Here is a 19,494-nt window from a genome sequence, read left to right on the forward strand (position 1 = left end):
CCTGCGTTTGCTCGGCCTCACGGCGATTTGCGCCGCCGTCGCGAGGCCTGCCGCGGCCCGACGAAATCGTCGCCCGCAGCATGGTATTGTGCACGCCGCTGAGGATTATGCCGAAACGTCATCGGGGGGTGGTAGCCCTCAGGCGTAGAATCGCCAATATTCCAGTCTGATTCGGTCACAGGATTGCCCGCCATGCAACGACTCGGCACGTTGTTTATCGCCTTTTGCATGGTGATGATTTCCGGCTCGCTGGGCGCGCTGCTGTATCTGGTGGCCGGTGTTCCCGCTGCGATTTCGGGGCTCGCGGCACTAACCTTGCTGCTCGGCCTGGCCTGGTGGCAGTTCTCGGCCCTGCAAACCGCCGACCGCGCCCATCTCGGCCGCCAGATCGGCGACCTGTCCTCGACCGTGACCGACGTCGCCCGTGCCCTCGCCGATATCTCGCGGCGCGTGTCCGACGTTGACCACCGGTTGCAGGCGATCGAGCGCCGTGGCACCTCCATCGAGGCAGCGGCGGGCGAGGCCGCCCGGAAGGCGATCCACCCGCTCTCCGCCGAGCTCGTCGTCCTCACCGGGCTGGTCAAGGATCTCGCCGAGGCCACCGCCACCCACGAGCAGAGCCTCGCCGTCTTCGAGCACAATCTGCAGGCCCTCGCCGCCCGGCCGCAGGTGGTCATGACCCCGGCTGCGCCGGCCGGCGCCGCCGCTGCCGCCCCGGAGGCGGAGGACGTCGCGCTGGCCGCGCCGCCGGCGCCGGTGGTGCGCCATGGCATGCTGGCCGGCCTGTCCGAGGCCGACGGGCTGGCGCTGGCGCACCGCGCGGTGAAGGCCGGGCGCGTCGAGATCTATCTGCAGCCGATCGTCACCCTGCCGCAGCGCAAGGTGCGCTATTACGAGGCCATGCCGCGGCTGCGCGCCGAGGACGGCTCGCTGCTCACCCCGGACGATTACGGCGACCTTGCCCGCGGTGGCCGGCTGGAGCCCGAGATCGACCTGCAGGTGCTGTTGCGCTGCGTGCAGGTGGTGCGGCGGCTGGCCAGCCGCAATCGCGAGATCGGCCTGTTCCTGGACCTCGCCGCCGACACGCTGGGCGACGCCGAGGCGATGGCGCGCTACGCCGAGTTCCTGGAGGCCAACCGGGCGCTGGGGCCGGCGCTGGTGTTCCAGCTTGCCCAGGAGCAGTTCCGCCTGCTCGGGCCGGTCGAGACCGAGGCCCTGGCCGGCGTGGTCGACCGCGGCTTCAAGCTCGCGCTCCACCGCATCCAGGATCTGCGCTTCGACGCGCGTGATCTGGCCGAGCGCGGCGTGCGCTTCGTCAAGGTGCCCGCCGTCGGCCTGCTCGACCGCTCGCGCGCCGTCGGCGCCGAGATCCACCCGGCCGATCTGGGCGACCTGTTCAGCCGGCACGGCATCGCGCTCGTCGGCGATGCCATCGAGACCGAAGGGCAGGTGGTCGATCTGCTCGACTATGACGTCAAGTTCGGCCAGGGCAACCTGTTCGCCCCGCCCAAGCCGGTGCGCGCCGACGTGCTGGGCGCCGAGCGCCGGCCGATGCGCGAGACCGTCGAGGCCGCGCCCGTCCCCGCACCGCGCGTCGAGATCGCCGCGGCCGACGTCCGGCGCGAGGAGACCCGACGAGAGGACGCCCGGCGCGACGAGCCTGCGCCGCGCCGCACCGGCGGCCTCGCCGACCTCGCCAAGACCACCATCCGCCGGGCCTGATCGAGTTCCGGCCAACCGGCTTGGAATGACGACCGGGGACGTTGCGCTCGTTGCCTCCCCACCACAGCCGCCAGCGTGACCGCGCCAGGAATCTGGTCCTCCGGCGGCCGGTCGCTGCGGCCTGCCAGAAGCGGCTTGCTATCGCGCCGCGCCTCCGTACTGTTCCGGAGTGTTCTCGCCCTCGCCGCCCATCCGGACTCCGCATGGCCTGCACCCGGATCCCGAGCCCGGCATCTGCGGTCTCGATTTCATCTTCTGGAGGACCGAACCCCATGGGAATCTTCACGCGGCGTCTCGCCCGGCTCTGCGCCCCTGTCGCAGCCCTTGCCATCACCGCGGCGCTCCCCGGTCCTGCCGCTGCCCAGGACAACCCGTCGGCCGCACACCCGGGCACCGGCGTTGAGCTGAAGCTCGGCGCCCTCGTCATCGCCGAGCCCTGGGCCCGCGCCACCCCGCCGGCCGCCAAGGTCGGCGGCGGCTACCTGCGCATCACCAACACCGGCACCGAACCCGACCGGCTGGTCGGCATGTCGGCGCCGGTTGCCGGCCGCGGCGAGATTCACGAAATGGCCGTGGTCGACGGCGTGATGCGCATGCGCGAGCTTGAGGACGGCATCGCCATCGCACCCGGCCAGACCGTGGAGCTGAAGCCCGGCGGCCTGCACGTGATGTTCATGGACATCCAGGAGCCGCTCAAGGAAGGGGCCACCATCCCTGTCACGCTCCGGTTCGCGAAGGCCGGAACGATCGAGGTGCCCTTCCAGGTGCGCAGCATCGGCGCCGGCAGCCGCGCCAAGAATTGATCCGGGATTGGCGCTCCTGGTCTCCAGGCCGCAATCCCGATGACCCCGCTCCAGCCCGCCCCGGAGGACGATGGACAAGCTCTCCGCCCTCGAATGGACCTTGTTCGTCGGCGCCGGAATGGCGCTGGCGGGCATGCTGTCGAGCCTGCTCGCCAAGCGCTTCGGAGCACCGCTGCTGCTGGTGTTCCTGCTGATCGGCATGCTGGCGGGCGAGGACGGCCCGGGCGGGCTCAAATTCAACGACTATGAGTCGACCTATCTGGTCGGCTCGATCGCGCTGTCGGTCATCCTGTTCGACGGGGCGATGCGAACCAAGCTGCGGCTGGTCCGCCGCGCGCTGGCGCCGGCGCTCGTCCTGGCCACCGCCGGCGTGGTGCTCACGGCGGCGCTGACCGGCGCCTTCGTGCACGCATTGGCCGGGGTCGGCTGGATCCAGTCGCTGCTGCTCGGCTCCATCGTCGCCTCCACGGACGCTGCGGCGGTGATGTTCCTGCTGCGCACCGCCGGCCTGACGCTGAGCCCGCGGGTCGGCGCCACGGTGGAGATCGAATCGGGCACCAATGATCCGGTCGCGGTGTTTCTGGTCATCCTGCTGACCCGGCTCGCTTTGGCCGGCGAAGCGGCGACCGCCACCGTGCTCACCGAAATCGTCGGCGATTTCACGGTCGGCGCCGCGGTCGGGGTCGGCGGCGGCCTGCTGGTGGTGCAGGCGCTGAACCGGCTCGACTTGCCGGCCGGCCTTCACCCGCCCTTCGTCACCACGGCCGCTGTCGGCATTTTCGGGCTCGCCTCGGTGTGGGGCGGCTCGGGCCTGCTTGCCGCCTATCTGGCCGGGCTGGTGGTCGGCAACAGCGTGGTGCGCGCCTATCCGGTGATCGAGAGCTTCCAGGGGGCGGCAACCTGGCTGTGCCAGATCGCCATGTTCCTGATGCTGGGGCTTTTGGCCTCGCCGTCCGATCTCGTCGACCAGGGCCTTCCCGCCGCCGCCATTGCCGCCTTCCTGATGGTGGCGGGCCGGCCGCTGGCGGTGTGGCTGTGCCTGCTGCCCTTCCGCATGCCGATGCGCGAGATCGCCTTCATCGGCTGGGTGGGCCTGCGCGGCGCGGTGTCGATCTTCCTGGCGGCCATCCCGACGCTCGCCGGCCTGCCGGGGGCGGACGACTATTTCAACGTCGCCTTCGTCGTGGTGCTGGTGTCGCTGTTGGTGCAGGGCTGGACGGTGGGCCTCGCCGGGCGCTGGACCGGGGTCGCGACGCCCGCGACCAGCCTGCCGGTGCAGCGCGTCGAGATCGAGCTGCCCGGCAATACCGGGCGCGAGCTGGTCGGCTACCCGGTCGAGCCGGAAAGCCCGCTGGCGCGCGGCGCGCACCTGCCGGCCTGGGCGCAGCCCGCGCTGGTGGTTCGCAACGGCGTGGTCCTGAACCCGCGCGAAGCCGGCGACCTGACCAGCGGCGACTATGTCTATCTGCTCGCCGCCCCCTCCCGCGTCGACCGGCTGGATGCGCTGTTCGCGGCCAGCGTCGAGGATCCGAGCGCGGCCAGGATCGCCTTCGGCGAGCTGCCGCTGGTCGGCGATGCCCCGGCGGCCGAGGTGGCGGCGCTCTATGGGCTGGAGATCGTGGGCGACACGCCGGCCACCATCGCCGACGTCTTCGCCGACCGCTACACCGACCGCGCCCGTCCCGGCGACCGCGTGGCCTTCGGCGCCGCGAGGCTGATCGCCCGCCGGGTCGAGCCGGACGGCCGCGTCGCGCTGGCCGGCCTGCGCCTGCCCGACATCGCCCAGGCCTCGACCCGGCCGCTGTGGCTGCAGCGCTGGCTGCAGCGGCTCGGCCTGTCGGCGCGGGACTGATCGGCCTGAGAACTGCATGCCGTTTCGCCGATAAACCCTTGCCAAGACAAGGATCTATCGGCGAAGCGGTTTCCGGGTTCCCGCGTCGGTCGGAACCGGGCCGGTCAGAAATTGGCGCGCAGGCCGATCGTCACATCCTGGCTGGCGATATCGGTGGTGGCCGTCAAAGGCTCCCAATTGCCCTTGGCAACGGTGCTGGTGCCCGCATTCACGTAGCGATAGCTGAGATCGACCGTCAGGCGCTCATTGATTGCCCAAGCCAGGCCGCCCCCGAGGGACCAAGCGAAGTTGGTGCTGCTGCGCGAATTAGAGAAGGTATCGGTGCCATTCTCGATGCCGATGACGGTATGGTCGATGAAGGCCGCGCCGATGCCGCCGCCGACGAAGGGGGTCAGGACGCCGCCCGTCGGAATGTCGAAGTAGAGGCTCGCCAGCGCAGTCTGAAGGCTGATCTTGTCGTGCTGCCCCAGATTGGCGGCTTCCGGCGTCGGAACCCCGTTCGTTGAGATATTGTAAACCACGTCATAGGCGCGGTTCACCTCGCCCCGGCCGCGCGCGTAATAGTCGAATTCGAGGCGGACCGGAAATCCGGTGAGACGATTGAAGTTATAGCCAAGCAGCACACCGCCGCCGAACACCGTGTCGGTGCCGCTGCCCATGTCCCATGACTGATCGTCGCCACTGAAGTGGTCGCCTTCGGTATATTCGAACGCGCCATAGTTGATGCTGCGGTTGCTGAGGTCCAGTCCGCTTCCGCCAACTTTGACGCCCGCATAGAAACCTGTCGCGGCGGGCGACGGCGCGCGAGCTGGCGTCAGGTCTGCCGCAATGGCGGTGGAAACCGGCCCGCTGACGGCGACAGCCGTCAAGGCCGCCAAGAGAACGGCACGCATGTGATACCCCGCTGAAAAAGATCATTTCCAAGGCTGATTGCCGGCTGCCGACAGCGTTTTCCGAGCCCGCTATTGCAACTTAGCCGCAACAGCAAAGGCGGCCGGCAGCGGATTCGTCAAGCAGCGCACAAGAAAGGTGCCCACTATCTCCGCCGCTGTTGCAGCACAGCCACTGTTTTTATTTGTATTAATTCAAAGAATTGGACGCTCGCCGGCAACGCCCGAAGATATTTCATCAGCAACAGCGCCTCGCCGACGTCACCTTGCCCCGTGCAGTCAGCCGTCGGGTCCGATCCGCGCCTGCCGTGCGTCCCGGTCAAACGCCCGCCGCCGCCAGCATGCCCTCGACCATGCCGCGATAGCCGCTGCCGAACAGGCGCAGATGCACCAGCGCCGGCCACAGCCGGTAGATCACCAGCCGCTCGTCCGCCCCCGGCTCCAGCGCGCCATAGGCGTCGTAGAAGGCAGGCCCCGGCCGGTCGAACAGCGTCAGCATGGCAAGATCGACCTCGCAATGGCCGAAATAGCAGGCGGGGTCGATCAGCCCGCTCACATGATCGCCGTCGACCAGCACATTGCCGCCCCACAGGTCGCCGTGCAGCAGCGACGGCTCCGGGCGCGCCGGAAGCCGGTCGGCGAGATCGGCGGCAAGTCTCTCGACCCGCCGGGCGACCGGCGCGGGAATATGCGGCACGCTCGCCATGAGCCGCCGTTCGGCCCAGAAGCGCGGCCAGTCGTCGGCGAACGCGTTCGCGATGGCGATCGGCCCGAACGCATAGTCGGCCGGCCAGCCATAGCGCGTGCCCAAGGTGTCGTGCAGCCGCGCCAGCGCCGCGCCGAGGCTGCCCCAGGCGTTGCGCAGGCTGCCGCCGGTGGGCAGTTCCTCGATCGCCAGCGCATCGGCGCTCGCCGCCAGCACCCTGGGCGCCGGCGCGCCGGCCGCGGCGATGGCCTCGAGCATCGCCGCCTCGGTCTGCGGCGCCGGCCCGCTCTTGACGATGGCGCTGCGGCCGTCCGCCAGTTCGATGCGCAAAATCTCCGACAGGTCCCCGCCCGCCAGCGGCTCGGCACGGCGGAGGCCCCCGCCGAGCAGCCGCGCGCCGATGGCGGCGAGCGCGGTCATTCCCGCGTTGCCAGGCGCCGGGCCAGGGCCTCGGCACCGCTGGTGACGTCGGCCCAGGTCATCGCGAAGCCCTCGTCGCCGCCGTAATAGGGGTCGGCCACCGCCTGGCCGCGCCGGCCCTCCACGTGATCGAGCAGCAAGCTGAGGTGAACGGCGGCATCCGGCGGCCGCATCCCTTCGAGCACCGCCAGATTCACATGGTCGAGCGCGACGATGTGGGTGAAGCGGTGGAAGTCCTCCCGCGTCACCTGACGGGCGCGATAGGGGCCGATCTCGACGCCGTGCCGCCGGGCGATCGCCTGGGCGCGCCCATCGGGCGGTTCGCCGACGTGCCAGCGGCCGGTGCCCGCCGAATCGATCTCGACGTCGAGATCGAGTTTCGCGACTGCGCGCCGGAACGCCGCCTCCGCCAGCGGCGAGCGGCAGATATTGCCAAGACAGACGAACAGCACCGCCGGCTTCTTCGCCACCCCGAACACCCCCTGAGAGGACTGCGCCCAGATCAACGCCGCTACGATTTAACCGCGCAACTCATTCCTTGCGCAACAGTCCGCCCGGCTCCTCGACCAGACCGGCCAGTGCCGCGGGCAGGTCCGCCGCCTCCACCTGCGACAGCGCCTTCAGGATCTTGGCCGCCTCGGTGCGCCGGCCGGGGCGCATCACCAGGATCACCGTCTCGGCGCCGCCGACGCAACCGGGATCGCCGCAGGCCAGTTCCGTCACCGATACGGTCGCGGCCTCCGGCAGTGCGAGATAGTCGCGCGTCAGCTCGGCGATGCGCCGGGCGGCATCGCGCCCCTCGCCCTCGATGCCGCCGCGTCGGGTGAAGAAGAACCGCGCCATGCTGCCTCGCTCGATCCCCGGACTCGGCTGCCCGCGCCGGTGCGTAATAGTGTAACAAATCAGCGCCGGCCAGCCGATCCATTCATCGTAAGCCCAGAAGCGCCGTCGCGCCCGTCGCCGGGCTTTGCTAAGAGAGCGGCAAACGGGGCAAAAGACAGGCATGGACGGTCCGACCACTGCGGCGTCTGCCGGCGAGACGCCGGGACAGGCTCTGCTCACCCAGTTCGAGCGCGCCGGCTACCGCCACGTGGCGCCGGCCATTCTGCAGCCGGCCGACGTGTTCTTCGACCTTGCCGGCGAGGAGATGCGTCGGCGCATCTACCTCACCACCGACGCGGGCGGGCGCGACTGGTGCCTCCGGCCCGACCTGACCATTCCGGTGTGCCGCGACCACATCGCCACGGGCCGGCTGGCCGAGCCGGTCGGCTACAGCTATCTCGGCCCGGTCTTCCGCTACCGTGGCGACGCACCGGGCGAATTCCTGCAGGCCGGCATCGAATCGCTCGGCCGGCGCGACCGCGAGGCGGCCGACGCCGAGGTGCTGGCGCTGGGCTGCGAGGCGGCCGCCCAGTTCGGGGTGGCCCATCCCCGCATCTCGATCGGCGACCGCAGCCTGTTCGCCGGCCTGGTCGATGCGCTCGACCTGCCGCCGCAATGGCGCCGCCGCCTGCTGAAGGACTTCAACCGCACCGGCTCGCTGCGCGAGGCGCTCGATCTGCTGGCGACCCCCGGCCCGACCATGCCCTATGCCGGCGTGCTCGCCGCGCTGGCCGGCCAGGATCCGGCGGCTGCCCGCGAGGTGGTCACCGACCTCCTGTCGATCGCCGGCATCAGCACGGTCGGCGGCCGTTCCGCCGGCGAGATCGCCGAGCGCTTCCTCGAACAGGCAGCGCTTGGCGCCACCGGTGCCGTGCCGGCCTCGGCGCTCGGTGTGATCGAGCAGTTCCTGGAGATTTCGGGCGACCCCGACGAGGCGGCGGACGCGCTGCGCACGCTGGCGCGCGAGGCCGGCATCGACATGTCGCCCTCCATCGACGCCTTCGAGCAGCGCACCGGCTTCTTCGCCGCCCAGGGGCTCGAAGTGTCGTCCATGCGGTTTTCGACCTCGTTCGGCCGCGGCCTGGAGTACTACTCCGGCTTCGTGTTCGAATTGCACGACCCCGACAATCCCGAGCCCGGCCCCTTGGTGGCCGGCGGGCGCTATGACGAGCTGTGCACGCTGCTCGGCAGCCCGGCGCCGGTGGCGGCGGTCGGGCTCGCCTGCTGGATCGATCGACTCACCGCGGCAGGAGGCGTGGCATGAGCAATTCCGCCCCGCTGGTGCTGGCCGTTCCCTCCAAGGGCCGGCTGCAGGAGAACACCCACGCTTTTTTCGGCCGCGCCGGCATGGCGCTGGTGCAGGCGCGCGGCGCCCGCGACTATCGCGGCGCGCTGGCCGGCGTGCCCGGCGTCGAGGTGGCGTATCTATCGGCCTCCGAGATCGCCCGCGAGATCGCCTGCGGCTCGGTGCATTTCGGCGTCACCGGCGAGGATCTGGTGCGCGAATCGATCCCCGAGGCGGACTCCCGCGTGGCGATGGTGACGCCGCTCGGCTTCGGCCACGCCAATGTCGTGGCCGCGGTGCCGCAGGCCTGGATCGACGTCGCCACCATGCACGACCTCGACGACGTCGCCACCGCCTTCCGCGCCCGACATGGGCGCAAGTTGCGCGTCGCCACCAAGTACGTGAACCTGACCCGGACCTTCTTCGCCGGGCACGGGCTGGTCGACTACCGCATCGTCGAAAGCCTGGGCGCCACCGAGGGCGCGCCGGCCACCGGCGCCGCCGAGCTGATCGTCGACATCACCACCACCGGCGCGACGCTGGCCGCCAATGCCCTCAAGGTGCTCGACGACGGGGTGATGCTGCGCTCGGAGGCGAACCTCGTCGCCTCGCTCACCGCCACCTGGTCGGACGACAACCGCGCCGCCGCCGCCGCCATTCTCGACCGCATCGCCGCCGAGGCGCTGGCGCGCTCGGTGCGCGAGGTGCGGGCGCGTTTCGCAGCGCTCGACGCCGGCATGGTGGACGAGGCGAAGGCGCGCTTCAAGGTCACCGCGCCGCTCGGCGCGCCGACCTCGACCGGCATGGTGACGCTGCACTGCCCGCCCAACACCATCCACGCCCTGGCCGTTTACTTGCGCGAGCGCGGGGCCGAGGCGGTGACGGTGGCGCCGATCGAGTACGTCTTCACCGCCGGCAACCCGCTGTGGGAGACGCTTCAGGCGCGGCTGGGGTAGAGCATTCTCCGCAAAAGTGGGAACCGGTTTTGCGAAAGAGAATGCGACAACTCAAGAACGTGGAGCGTCCGCTTGATCCAATCAGGTCGGCGGACGCTCCAGAGCCCTACTCCGCCGCCGCGGCGCCGGCCTGATCGATCTCGAAGGTGACGATCTTCAGGCTGTTGTCCTCGGCGTCGTCATGCACCTCGAAGCCGAGCTTCTGGCACATCGCGATCATGGTGGTGTTCTCGCGCAGCACCTGGCCCTTGACGCGCTTGAACCCCTCGTTCTTGGCGTAGTCGATGATCCGCTGCATCAGGAGCCAGCCGAGGCCCCGCCCCTTCAACTCAGAGCGCAGCAGGATGGCGTATTCGCCGGTCTCGTGGTTCGGGTCGGCGTGCAGGCGCACCACGCCCCACAGCTCGCCGGTGTCCTCGTGGATGGCGGCGAACGCCACCGCGCGGGCGTAGTCGAGCTGGGTCAGCTTGGCGATGAAGGCGTGGGTGAACTCCTTGATCGGCGCGAAGAAGCGCAGCCGCAGGTCCTCCGCCGTCACCCGCTTGAGGAAATCGGGATAGAGCTTCTCGTCCTCCGGCCGCACCGGCCGCACCAGGATGCGCGTGCCGTCGCGCAGCACCTCGTTGCGCTCCCACTGCTTCGGATAGGGGCGGATGGCGAGGCGCGGATTGGAGTAGCCGCGCAGCTTGGGGCAGGGCTCGACGGCGATCTTGGCGTCGAGCACGATGACGCCGCGCTCGTCGGCGATCAGCGGGTTGAGGTCGATCTCGCGGATCTCGGGGATGTCGGCGGTGAGCTGCGACAGCTTGACCAGCACCAGCGCCACCGCGTTGCGGTCGGCCGGCGGCTGGCCGCGCCAGCCATTGAGCAATTTGTCGACCTTGGTCTCGGCCATCAGTTCGAAGGCGAGCTTCATGTCGAGCGGCGGCAGCGCTAAGGCCTTGTCGTCGAACAGCTCGACCGCGGTGCCGCCGCGGCCGAACACCACCACCGGGCCGAACACCGGATCGTCGGTGATGCCGGCGATCAGTTCGAGCCCATAGGGCCGGTTGACCATCGGCTGCACCACGACGCCGTCGATGCGCGCGTCCGGACGCAGCTTGGCCACCCGCGCCAGCATGCCGTAGGCGGCATCCTCCACCGCGTCGGCGGAGGTCAGGCCGAGCCGGACGCCGCCGACGTCGCTCTTGTGCGGCAGGTCTTCCGACAGCACCTTGATGACGCAGCCACCGCTGACCGGCAGCAGCCGTTCGGCGGCGATGCGCGCCTTGGCCGGCGTCTTCGCCACCTCGGCGGCGGCGCAGGGGATGCGATAGGCCTCCAGCACCCGCGCCACCGATTCGGGATCGAGCCAGCGCCGGCCGGCGGCGAGCCCGCTGGCGACGGCGGCGCGGGCGGCGGCCACGTCCGGCTCGAACTCCTCGGGCAGCGAGGGCGGCGTCTCGATCGCCGCCTCCTGGGCCTGCGAGTAGCGCACCACATGCATGAAGCCGTCGACGGCATCGTGCGGCGTCACATGGAGCGGGATCTTGGCGGCCTCGAAAATGTCGTGCAGCTCGCCATTCTGGCCGAGCCAGGCGGCGAGCACCGGCTTCGGCCGGTACGAGGTCTTGCGGTGCTGCTCCACGGCGCCAACCACCGCGGAAGCGGCCTCCTTGGCGTCGGCAAGTGCGGTCGGCGCGCTCATCATCAGCACCGCGTCCACCCCGGGATCGGCCAGCAGCGCCTCGAGGCTGCCGCGGTAGCGTGCCCCGCCGCCGCCGGCGCCGAGATCGACCGGATTGCTGCGCGAGGCCCGCTCCGACAGCACGCTGCCGAGCCGCTCCAGCGTCGCCGGTGCCAGCGTCGCCGGCACGCCGCCGCGCTCCACCAGCCGGTCGAGCGCCAGGATCGCCGGCCCCACGCCGTTCGAGGCGACGGCGAGGCGGCGCCCCTGGAACGGCTTCAGCCGCGACAGCGTCTCGGCTGCATCGAACATCTCGCCGAGATCGCGCACCCGGAGCAGGCCGGCGCGCCGGAAGGCGGCGTCATAGACCGCGTCGGCGCCGGCAAGCGAGCCGGCATGCGAGGAGCGGCGCACGGAATCGTGCGACAGGCCGGGCTTGATCACCACCACCGGCTTGGAGCGTGCCGCCGCCCGCGCCGCCGACATGAACTTGGCGGCATCCTGGATCGCCTCGACATAGAGCAGGATGGCGCGGGTCTTGTAGTCGAGCGCGAACCAGTCGAGCAGGTCGGAGAAATCGACGTCGGCCATGTCGCCGGTCGCGACCACCGCCGAGAAGCCGATATTGTGGCGGTTGGCCCAGTCGACGATGGTGGTGATCACCGACCCCGACTGCGACACCAGCGCCAGGTCGCCGGCCTCCATGGGGGCCGCGCCGATCGAGGCGTCGAGCTTGGCGCGCGGCACGGTGACGCCGATCGAATCCGGCCCGATGATGCGCATGCCGAAGGGACGGGCGATCCGGATCACCTCCTCGCGCAGCCGGGCCACGCCCTCCGGCCCGCCATCGGCGCCTGTGGTGATGATGACGCAGCCCTTGGTGCCCCGCTCGGCGAACTGGCGGACGAGATCGGGCACGGTCGGCAGCGGCGTGGCGATGACGGCGAGATCGGTCTTTTCGGGCAGGTCGGCCACCGATGCGTGGCACGCCAGCCCGTCTATCTCCGCATAGTTCGGATTGACCAGCGACAGCCGGCCGGCGAAGCCGGCGCGTCGCAGATTGTTCAGCACCACGTGGCCGACCGAGTGCGGCTGCGGGCTCGCACCCGCCAGCACGACGGACTTCGGCGCGAACAGCGTATCGAGTCGGTAGATGCTCATTGCCTGCCCATCGTTCGGGCGCGCATCGCGCGCACCAGGGTTCTGGTCCGGTGGCCCGATCCTGACATCCGCATCCGCGGACATCCGGTCAGCTCGGCCCACAGTACATTGAATCTGTGGATGAAATTCTTCCGACTCTCGGGTGTCGGACGTCGGATTTCGTCCACCTGAGCGCCCGCCGATCCGACGACGCCAGATCGGACGCTCCAACTTGCTGCGTTATCACATTCTCTCAGGCAAAACCGGTTCCCAAGTCTGCGGAGGATGTCCGAAGCTCGCGTTCTGATACGAACTGATACGAAGTCCGGCTGATCAAGCCGGAGCTTCGTATTCCGCTCGCCGAAAATCCCGTTTTCGAACACGGATTTCTCGGCGAGATCGTTTCCGGTATCCCGAAGAGAACAACCCGAAACCGTATGACGCACATACGTTCAAGAAGACCGGCCCCCACCAAGCATGGAAAACGCTCGACTGGATGAAGGCCGCCACTTGGTACCCGTATATCTGGGAAATGACACCAGCGGACTCACCTGCGTGGGGTCAAACCGATCCAGACATCTGCGGATGCCGATGGCGGCCGGGCCGGTCCCGCGCCCGCCGCCCCGCGGCGGGACGCCCCAAGCCGTTGGCCTGTCCCGCGAAAGCTGGTCCCTCGCGCCAAATCGCCTGCTGCGAAGCCGAAACCTCGGGCAACCCGGCCAAGCACGCCGGCACCTCGCGGATCCGCCACGAGGCGCTGGCGTGCGGAAGAGACGGTCAGTGCGACAGCAGCACCGGCAGCGTCATGGCGTCGAGGATGCCGCGCGTCGCCCCGCCCAGCACGAATTCGCGCAGCCGCGAGTGGCCATAGCCGCCCATCACCAGGAAATCGGCCCCCGAATCGGCGGCGTAGGACAGGAGCGTCTCGCCGATGCCGCCGGCCTCGGAAATGCGCTTGACCTCCACCTTGATGTCATGCCGGGCCAGATGCTGGGCGACGTCGGCGCCCTGCACCTCGCCGGCCTTGGGCCGCTCGCCGGAGACCATCACCACCTCGACCCGCGTGGCCTTGGTCAGGAAGGGCAGCGAATCGGCGCAGGCCCGCGCCGCCTGGCGGCTGCCGTCCCAGGCCACCACCACCCGCTCCAGCGTGATCCCGGCGGTCTGCACATAGGGCACCACCAGCACCGGGCGCCCTGCCTCGAACAGCGCACCCTCGACCACCAGATCCTCGGCGCCGAGCGAATCGGGCTCGGCCTGGGTGACGATCGACAGGTCGAACAGCCGGGCGAGGCGGCCGAACACGTCGCCCGACACGGGAACGCCGGCATCAAGGATCCGGGTTCCGCCGTGCAGGTCGGCCAGCCGCAGGCCCTCCTGGAACCGCGCCGCGGGCGCCGCGGCGGCCTTCACGCTCTGCTGCTTCTGGGCGGCGATCAGCTCGGCCGGAATGGTGCCGAATACGCTCGGCGGAATGACCGGCTCGTAGGCGAAGGCCACTCCGGTGAGCGAAGCGCCGAACAGCGCCGCCACCGAAAGGGAGAAGTCGGCTCCCGGGTCGCGGCGCTCTCCGGGCGAAAGATGCACGAGGATATCCTTGATCATGGCAGGCCTCGCTGTCCGACGCGACGATGCAATCGCACGATAAAGTCTAGAGCATTCTCCGCAAAAGTGGGAACCGGTTTTGCGGAAGAGAATGCGACAACTCAATAACTTGGAGCGTCCGCCTGGTTCAACGAGATCGGCGGATGCTCTAGCGCGGCCCGCCCCGCAGGAACACCTCATACGACATCCGGCCGATCAAGCCGGAGCCTCACATTCGGCTCAGCGAAAATTCCCCCTTCGGAACAAGGGTTTTCGGCAAGCCTGGCTATCGGCAAACCTGTATCCAGGTGGTCCGCGCGCGATTTCGGGCCCCGCCGTCACCGGCACAGGCTGTGCAGTCGCGCGATCAGGCCGGGGGGGGGAGAAAAAGACACGTCGCGGCCGTTCCGGGGGAGAACGGCCGCGACGACAGTTTCGTCACCGCCCGGAGGAGGAGCGGCGGAATCCCCGGAACCTGGCCGTGAGGGGGGTCGGCCAACGTCCTGTCCCGGCATTCACGCGAGCTTACGAACGGTCCGCCTGGCCGGATCACCCGGCCCTGCCGCATTCACGCGGACGTGAAGTGAGCCGGCCATCGAAATGGCGGCAGGCCCAGGCAAGACCGCCGGCAGAGCGGGCTGCGAGCCCGACAGGCCACGGCACCGGACAGAGCAGGCCCGCCACGCCGGATGTGCCTGCCCAAGGCTGCCGCCCGCCGCATCAAAACGAAATCCGGCCCCGCGGGCTGACATTGCGTCGCGGCCGCCCTTAATCCTCTCGTCAAACAGGGATTTCCGGCCAAACCGTTTCCGCTGCCGGCGAACTGGCCACCCGGAAACCATGTGATAAGGTCGCCCCGCCGTCCGGTGAACACCCAAGATCATGTCAACAGTACCCGCCCCGAACACCGCCTCCGCCGCCGAGGCGGGTCTTTCGATCGTCGTCCCGGTCTACAACGAAGCCGCCAACCTGCCGGCGCTGCATGCCCGCCTTGCGGCGTTGGCCGCCGGATTTGCCGCAAAGCGCGGCCTGGCGGTCGAGATCGTCTATGTCGACGACGGCTCGCGCGACGCCTCGCTCGCCGTGCTGCGCGGCCTGCCCAATGACGGCGTCGACCTCCAGGTGGTGTCGTTCTCGCGCAATTTCGGCAAGGAGGCGGCGCTGGTCGCCGGCCTCGACCATGCCAGCAAGGGTGCGGTGCTGTTCATGGACGCCGACGGTCAGCACCCGCCGGACATGGTGGAGCATCTGGTGTCGCTGTGGCTCGACGACGGCTACGACGTCGCCTTCACTGCCAAGGCGCACCGGCGCAACGAACCGGCGCTGCGGCGCCTGTTCGTGCGCACCTTCTACGCCCTGCTGAACTGGGGCGCGCGCCACCAGATCCCCCCCGACGCCGGCGATTTCCGTCTGCTGTCGCCGCGCGCCGCCGCCGCACTGCGCCAGCTTCCCGAACGCAACCGCTTCTTCAAGGGCTTGTCGAGCTGGATCGGCTTTCGGCAGATCTGCGTGCCCTACGAGCCGGCCGAGCGCATCCACGGCGTCTCGAGCTGGAGTTTCCAGTCGCTGGTCGGCCTGTCGATCGAGGGGCTGACGTCGTTTTCGGTGGCGCCGCTGCGCGTCGCCAGCGTGTTCGGCTTCGCCATGGCCGGCGGCGCGTTTGTCTTCGGCCTGTGGATCATCCTGGAAAAGCTGATCTGGGACATTGCGGTTCCCGGCTATGCTTCGCTTATGGTGGCCATCATCATCATCGGCGGGGTGCAGCTCATCGTGATCGGCGTGATGGGCGAGTACATCGGCAAGATCCTCTCCGAGCTGAAGGCCCGCCCGATCTATTTCATCGCCGAGCGCGAGGTGCGCCAGGCCGCGCCCGGTGCCAGGACACCGCCCGGAGCCGACGCATGAAACGCATTCGACTGGTGGCCGACGACTATGCATTGGCGCCCGGCGTCTCTGCCGCGATCCGCGACCTCGCGGCGGCCGGGCGGCTGTCGGCGACCTCGGTGATGACCGTGGTGCCGGGCTTCCGCATCGAGGCGGCGCGGCTGCGCGATACCGTCACGCCCCGGCCGTTCGGCATCGGCCTGCACCTGACCCTCACCGGCCCGTACCACCCGCTCTCGGTCAATTTCGCCCCGGTCACCCGCGCGGGCACGTTTCCCGACCTGCCGGCGCTGATGGCGCTGGCCTTTGCCGGCCGCCTCAAGCCGGCCGTCATCCGCGCCGAGATCGAGGCCCAGCTCGATGCCTTCGCCGTCGCCTTCGGCCGGATGCCCGACCATGTCGACGGCCACCAGCACGTGCAGCTCCTGCCCACGATTCGCGGCATCGTGCTGGATGTCGTCGCCGACCGCCTGCACGGCGCCTGGGTGCGCCAGTGCGGACGGGCCGACGCGCCGCGCAACCTGTTCCGCGATCCCAAGGGAACGGTGCTGGCGCACCTGTCGCGCGCGTTCAAGTCGCGCGCCGCGACCCGCGGCATCCGGGTCAACCCGGCCTTCGCCGGCGCCTATCTCTACCAGCCGGAGGCCGACTTCGCGGCCCTGTTCCCGGGCTTCCTCGATGCGCTGCCGGATGGCGGGGTGGTGATGTGCCACCCCGGCCATGTCGATGCCGAGCTGGTCGCCCGCGACCCGCTGACCAGCCACCGCGAGGCGGAGTTCGCCTTTCTCGCCAGCGACGGGCTGGCGGCGGCGCTGGCCGCGGCGGGGGCTGAATTGCAGTAGGGTCGTCATCCCGGGCGAGCGTCAGCGAGCCGGGACCGTCATCAGAACAAGACACCCCTTCCGGAACACGGTCTCGGGTCGCGGGCCTGTCGGCCCTTGCCCGGGACGACAGATCGGCGGCTCACGCCGCTCAGAACGACAGATCGGCGGCTCACGCCGGCTGGGGCGATGGCGCCACCACGCGGTGGGCGGCGCCGTCGCGCACCAGCCGGACGGTGCGGCCGTGGAACTCGGCAAGCGTCGAGCGGTGGCCGATCGACACCACGGTGACGCCCGGCAGGCGCTCCATCAACAGCCGGTAGAGCGCGGCTTCGCTGGCCTCGTCGAGCGAGGCGGTCGCCTCGTCCAGGAACAGCCAGTCCGGCGCGTGCAGCAGCGCGCGGGCGAACGCCAGGCGCTGCTGCTCGCCGCCCGACAGGCGCTGCCCCCACAGCGACACCTCGTCGAGCCGGCCGGCGAAGGCGGGCAGGCCGACCGCGCGCAGCACCGCTTCGATGTCGGCGTCGGCGAACGTGCCCGGCGCCGCCGGGAACGACACCGCCGCGCGCAGGGAATCGACCGGCAGATAGGGACGCTGCGGCAGCAGCATCACGCTCGCCCCCTCCGGCACCCGCACCACGCCCTCGCCGAACGGCCAGATGCCGCCGACCGCGCGGAACAGCGTCGACTTGCCCGAGCCCGACGGCCCGGTGACCAGAACGCGCTCGCCGGCCGCGACGATGAAATCGTCCACCGCCAGCAGCACCCGGCCGTCGGGCAGGCCGAGCTCGAGGTCGCGGGCGCGGACCTCGCCCGCCCCGCTGCGCTCGACCTGGACCACCGGCGGCGTCACCGGCACGAGGCGCGCGGCGTGGGCCGCCGCCTCGAAGCCGCCGAGCCGTTGGACCACCGCGCGCCACTCGGCAAAACTCGTGTAGGCCGAGATGAAGAAGGCCAGCGCGTTCTCGACCCGGCCGAAGGCGGAGGCGGTCTGCATCAGCCCGCCGAGCTGGAAGGCGCCGGCGAAATAGGCCGGGCTCGCGACGATGAACGGAAACACCGTCGAGACCTGCGAATAGCCGGCGGTGAAGAAGGTCAGGCGCTTCTGGCGGTCCATGATCGCCCACCAATTGCGCATCACATGGGCGAAGCGCTCCATCAGCCGGGTGCGCTCGGCCTCCTCGCCCCCCAGAAGCGCGATCTGCTCGGCGTTCTCGCGCACCCGCACCAGCGAGACGCGGAAATCGGCCTCGAAGCGCTGCTGGTCGAAATTGAGCCGCACCAGCGCGCGGCCGATGAGATGGGTGAGAAGCGTGCCGAGCGCGGCATAGATCAGCGCCGCGAGCACCAGATAGCCGGGAATGGCGAAGGTGGTGCCGCCGATCATCAAGGGCGCCTGCGCCGACAGCGCCCACAGGATGCCGACGAACGACACCAGCGTGACCACCGCGCTGAGCAGGCCGACGCCGAGCGACAGCGTGCGGCCGACGAACAGCTGGATGTCCTCGGCGATGCGCTGGTCCGGATTGTCGGCACTCTCGCCGAGCAGCTGCATGCGGTAGTGGTTGGCCCCGGCCAGCCATTCGCCGAGCAGCCGCTCGGTCATCCAGCGCCGCCAGCGGATCTGCAGCCACTGGTTCAGATAGACTTGGTAGACGGCGAGCAGGATGAACGCCGCCGCCAGCACGCAGAAGAAGCCGAGTTCATAGACGAAGCTGTCCCAGTTGCGGTTTTGCAGCGCGTCGTAGAAGCGGGCGTTCCAGGCGTTCAGCGCCACCGTGATGGCGACGATGGCCAGCTCGATGGCGACGACCGCGGCGAGCAGGCCGCGCCCGGCCCATTTCTCGCGCAGCCGGAAGCGCCCGAGCGGTCCGAGGCTGACCTCGCCCATCTGGTCGGCACGGAAATAGGGCGCGGCAAGCCGCCAGGTCACGGCCAGGGTTTCGGTCACGGTCGACACGCCAATCGTCTCCTGCGCAAGGGAATTCGCCCGAGGCGCATGCGCGCCAATTCCGGCGGCGATGGGGCCGCGGCGCCGCCTCGTCGCGACCACGCCCTCGTGGGCTGCCCGCATGCGAAAACGGGCGCGGTGTTCGCCACGCCCGTCCGGGATTGCCGCTGTGCCGGGAAATCAGAACATCACTGGAGCGTGATCCGATCTGACTGCATCAGATCGGACGCTCTAAGTTTCTGGTTTGTCGCATTTTCGCTGACGCGGCCCTTCGGGTCTTTCGCACAACCGGTATCCACTTGTGCGGAAAATGCTCTAGCCGCGGGAGCGCGGCACGCCTCACCAGGACGGAACCGGCGACAGCGTGGCGATGCCGAGCTGGTCCTCGTGCCGCCAGACGAGGCGGACACGCAGGCGGCGGTTCTTGCTCGGCAGCAGCAGGTCGAAGATTTCCGGCAGCGAGACGGCGGCGCTGCAGGCGATCAGCGCCCCGCCGGGGGAAATGTTGCGCAGCACGCAGTCGAGCGTCGAGCGCCCGTCATTGAAGATGATGCGGCCACCGATCAGGCTGCGCAGCCGCGGGTGCCGCCGCCGATCCTCGCTCATTCTTCCCTCCTGCATTGCAGCGGGTGCCAATCTAACGCAAGGCGAGCCCCGTCATGAGGACGGCCCGGATTTTACCTTGCGTTAAGCTTAACGCCAGGGGCCATAAGACGTGACTCGTCATGCCCGCGCTTGTCGCGGGCATCCACGACTTAAAATGTATTTTAAAACAAAGACGTGGATGGCCGGGACAAGCCCGGCCATGACGACGACGGGTCAAAGGCGAGGGCCTTTAGTATAACGCCACGGCGGCGGACTTGCGGATCGCTGGCCTGGACTGACCACGCAGCCGTCACCGAACCGGGCACAAACGAAAAGAGGGGGCCGAA

15 protein-coding genes are annotated in these 19,494 nt (G+C 69.6%); 7 read left to right on the forward strand and 8 right to left on the reverse strand.

Features of this window, described 5'->3' with window-relative positions:
* Positions 1-192: 192 nt before the first annotated feature.
* The 3 genes from F1193_RS02690 (at position 193) to F1193_RS02700 (ending at position 4,377) form a co-directional block, all read left to right on the forward strand.
* The gene (locus tag F1193_RS02690; RefSeq protein ID WP_150096129.1) at positions 193-1,722 is read left to right on the forward strand and encodes an EAL domain-containing protein; all 1,530 of its coding nucleotides are present in this window, start codon (positions 193-195) and stop codon (positions 1,720-1,722) included.
* Between the two features lie 272 nt (positions 1,723-1,994).
* Positions 1,995-2,525 (forward strand): copper chaperone PCu(A)C, encoded by a 531-nt coding sequence (locus F1193_RS02695; protein ID WP_246164080.1) that lies wholly within the window; start codon positions 1,995-1,997, stop codon positions 2,523-2,525.
* Positions 2,526-2,595: 70 nt separating this feature from the next.
* A complete protein-coding gene (locus F1193_RS02700; protein WP_150096131.1) occupies positions 2,596-4,377 on the forward strand; it encodes a potassium/proton antiporter in 1,782 nt (593 codons plus the stop codon).
* A gap of 104 nt (positions 4,378-4,481) precedes the next feature.
* Here F1193_RS02700 and F1193_RS02705 read toward each other — a convergent pair whose 3' ends face one another.
* From F1193_RS02705 to F1193_RS02720, 4 genes are all read right to left on the reverse strand, one after another.
* Positions 4,482-5,270: an outer membrane protein gene (locus tag F1193_RS02705; protein WP_150096132.1), complete on the reverse strand. Its 789-nt coding sequence runs from the start codon at positions 5,268-5,270 to the stop codon at positions 4,482-4,484.
* Positions 5,271-5,586: 316 nt separating this feature from the next.
* Positions 5,587-6,393, reverse strand: coding sequence for a fructosamine kinase family protein (locus tag F1193_RS02710; RefSeq protein ID WP_150096133.1), 807 nt, complete (start codon positions 6,391-6,393; stop codon positions 5,587-5,589).
* Positions 6,390-6,863, reverse strand: coding sequence for a low molecular weight protein-tyrosine-phosphatase (locus F1193_RS02715; protein WP_150096134.1), 474 nt, complete (start codon positions 6,861-6,863; stop codon positions 6,390-6,392). The genes F1193_RS02710 and F1193_RS02715 overlap by 4 nt, the downstream gene beginning before the upstream one ends.
* A gap of 61 nt (positions 6,864-6,924) precedes the next feature.
* Positions 6,925-7,236 carry a hypothetical protein gene (locus tag F1193_RS02720; RefSeq protein ID WP_150096135.1) on the reverse strand — a complete coding sequence of 104 codons (312 nt, stop codon included), beginning with the start codon at positions 7,234-7,236 and terminating at the stop codon, positions 6,925-6,927.
* Positions 7,237-7,396: 160 nt separating this feature from the next.
* Between F1193_RS02720 and F1193_RS02725 the strand changes: the two genes are divergently transcribed.
* Positions 7,397-8,539: an ATP phosphoribosyltransferase regulatory subunit gene (locus F1193_RS02725; RefSeq protein ID WP_150096136.1), complete on the forward strand. Its 1,143-nt coding sequence runs from the start codon at positions 7,397-7,399 to the stop codon at positions 8,537-8,539.
* The gene (gene hisG, locus F1193_RS02730; RefSeq protein WP_150096137.1) at positions 8,536-9,516 is read left to right on the forward strand and encodes an ATP phosphoribosyltransferase; all 981 of its coding nucleotides are present in this window, start codon (positions 8,536-8,538) and stop codon (positions 9,514-9,516) included. Before F1193_RS02725 ends, hisG begins: the two co-directional genes overlap by 4 nt.
* A 106-nt stretch (positions 9,517-9,622) precedes the next feature.
* Here hisG and F1193_RS02735 read toward each other — a convergent pair whose 3' ends face one another.
* Positions 9,623-12,343, reverse strand: coding sequence for a bifunctional acetate--CoA ligase family protein/GNAT family N-acetyltransferase (locus tag F1193_RS02735; protein WP_150096138.1), 2,721 nt, complete (start codon positions 12,341-12,343; stop codon positions 9,623-9,625).
* Between the two features lie 756 nt (positions 12,344-13,099).
* Positions 13,100-13,927 (reverse strand): universal stress protein, encoded by an 828-nt coding sequence (locus F1193_RS02740; protein WP_170263288.1) that lies wholly within the window; start codon positions 13,925-13,927, stop codon positions 13,100-13,102.
* A gap of 861 nt (positions 13,928-14,788) precedes the next feature.
* Here F1193_RS02740 and F1193_RS02745 point away from each other — a divergent pair.
* On the forward strand, positions 14,789-15,811 hold the full coding sequence (locus F1193_RS02745; protein WP_150096140.1) for a glycosyltransferase family 2 protein: 1,023 nt from the start codon (positions 14,789-14,791) through the stop codon (positions 15,809-15,811).
* On the forward strand, positions 15,808-16,632 hold the full coding sequence (locus F1193_RS02750; protein ID WP_150096141.1) for a ChbG/HpnK family deacetylase: 825 nt from the start codon (positions 15,808-15,810) through the stop codon (positions 16,630-16,632). The genes F1193_RS02745 and F1193_RS02750 overlap by 4 nt, the downstream gene beginning before the upstream one ends.
* A gap of 151 nt (positions 16,633-16,783) precedes the next feature.
* On the opposite strand, the gene F1193_RS02755 is transcribed toward F1193_RS02750, so the two are convergent.
* Entirely contained in the window at positions 16,784-18,571 is a 1,788-nt protein-coding gene (locus tag F1193_RS02755) for an ABC transporter ATP-binding protein/permease (RefSeq protein ID WP_150096142.1), read from the reverse strand.
* A 330-nt stretch (positions 18,572-18,901) separates the two neighbouring features.
* The gene (locus tag F1193_RS02760) at positions 18,902-19,168 is read right to left on the reverse strand and encodes a PilZ domain-containing protein (protein WP_170263291.1); all 267 of its coding nucleotides are present in this window, start codon (positions 19,166-19,168) and stop codon (positions 18,902-18,904) included.
* Positions 19,169-19,494 lie beyond the last annotated feature (326 nt).

It is taken from the genome of Blastochloris sulfoviridis, assembly GCF_008630065.1.
Lineage (GTDB): Bacteria > Pseudomonadota > Alphaproteobacteria > Rhizobiales > Xanthobacteraceae > Blastochloris > Blastochloris sulfoviridis.

Bases quoted from the DNA above. Each gene is read 5' to 3' on its own strand.
- F1193_RS02690 (WP_150096129.1), top strand. From the start codon at position 193: ATGCAACGACTCGGCACGTTGTTTATCGCCTTTTGCATGGTGATGATT.
- F1193_RS02695 (WP_246164080.1), top strand. From the start codon at position 1,995: ATGGGAATCTTCACGCGGCGTCTCGCCCGGCTCTGCGCCCCTGTCGCA.
- F1193_RS02700 (WP_150096131.1), top strand. From the start codon at position 2,596: ATGGACAAGCTCTCCGCCCTCGAATGGACCTTGTTCGTCGGCGCCGGA.
- F1193_RS02705 (WP_150096132.1), bottom strand. From the start codon at position 5,270: ATGCGTGCCGTTCTCTTGGCGGCCTTGACGGCTGTCGCCGTCAGCGGG.
- F1193_RS02710 (WP_150096133.1), bottom strand. From the start codon at position 6,393: ATGACCGCGCTCGCCGCCATCGGCGCGCGGCTGCTCGGCGGGGGCCTC.
- F1193_RS02720 (WP_150096135.1), bottom strand. From the start codon at position 7,236: ATGGCGCGGTTCTTCTTCACCCGACGCGGCGGCATCGAGGGCGAGGGG.
- F1193_RS02725 (WP_150096136.1), top strand. From the start codon at position 7,397: ATGGACGGTCCGACCACTGCGGCGTCTGCCGGCGAGACGCCGGGACAG.
- hisG (WP_150096137.1), top strand. From the start codon at position 8,536: ATGAGCAATTCCGCCCCGCTGGTGCTGGCCGTTCCCTCCAAGGGCCGG.
- F1193_RS02735 (WP_150096138.1), bottom strand. From the start codon at position 12,343: ATGAGCATCTACCGACTCGATACGCTGTTCGCGCCGAAGTCCGTCGTG.
- F1193_RS02740 (WP_170263288.1), bottom strand. From the start codon at position 13,927: ATGATCAAGGATATCCTCGTGCATCTTTCGCCCGGAGAGCGCCGCGAC.
- F1193_RS02745 (WP_150096140.1), top strand. From the start codon at position 14,789: ATGTCAACAGTACCCGCCCCGAACACCGCCTCCGCCGCCGAGGCGGGT.
- F1193_RS02750 (WP_150096141.1), top strand. From the start codon at position 15,808: ATGAAACGCATTCGACTGGTGGCCGACGACTATGCATTGGCGCCCGGC.
- F1193_RS02760 (WP_170263291.1), bottom strand. From the start codon at position 19,168: ATGAGCGAGGATCGGCGGCGGCACCCGCGGCTGCGCAGCCTGATCGGT.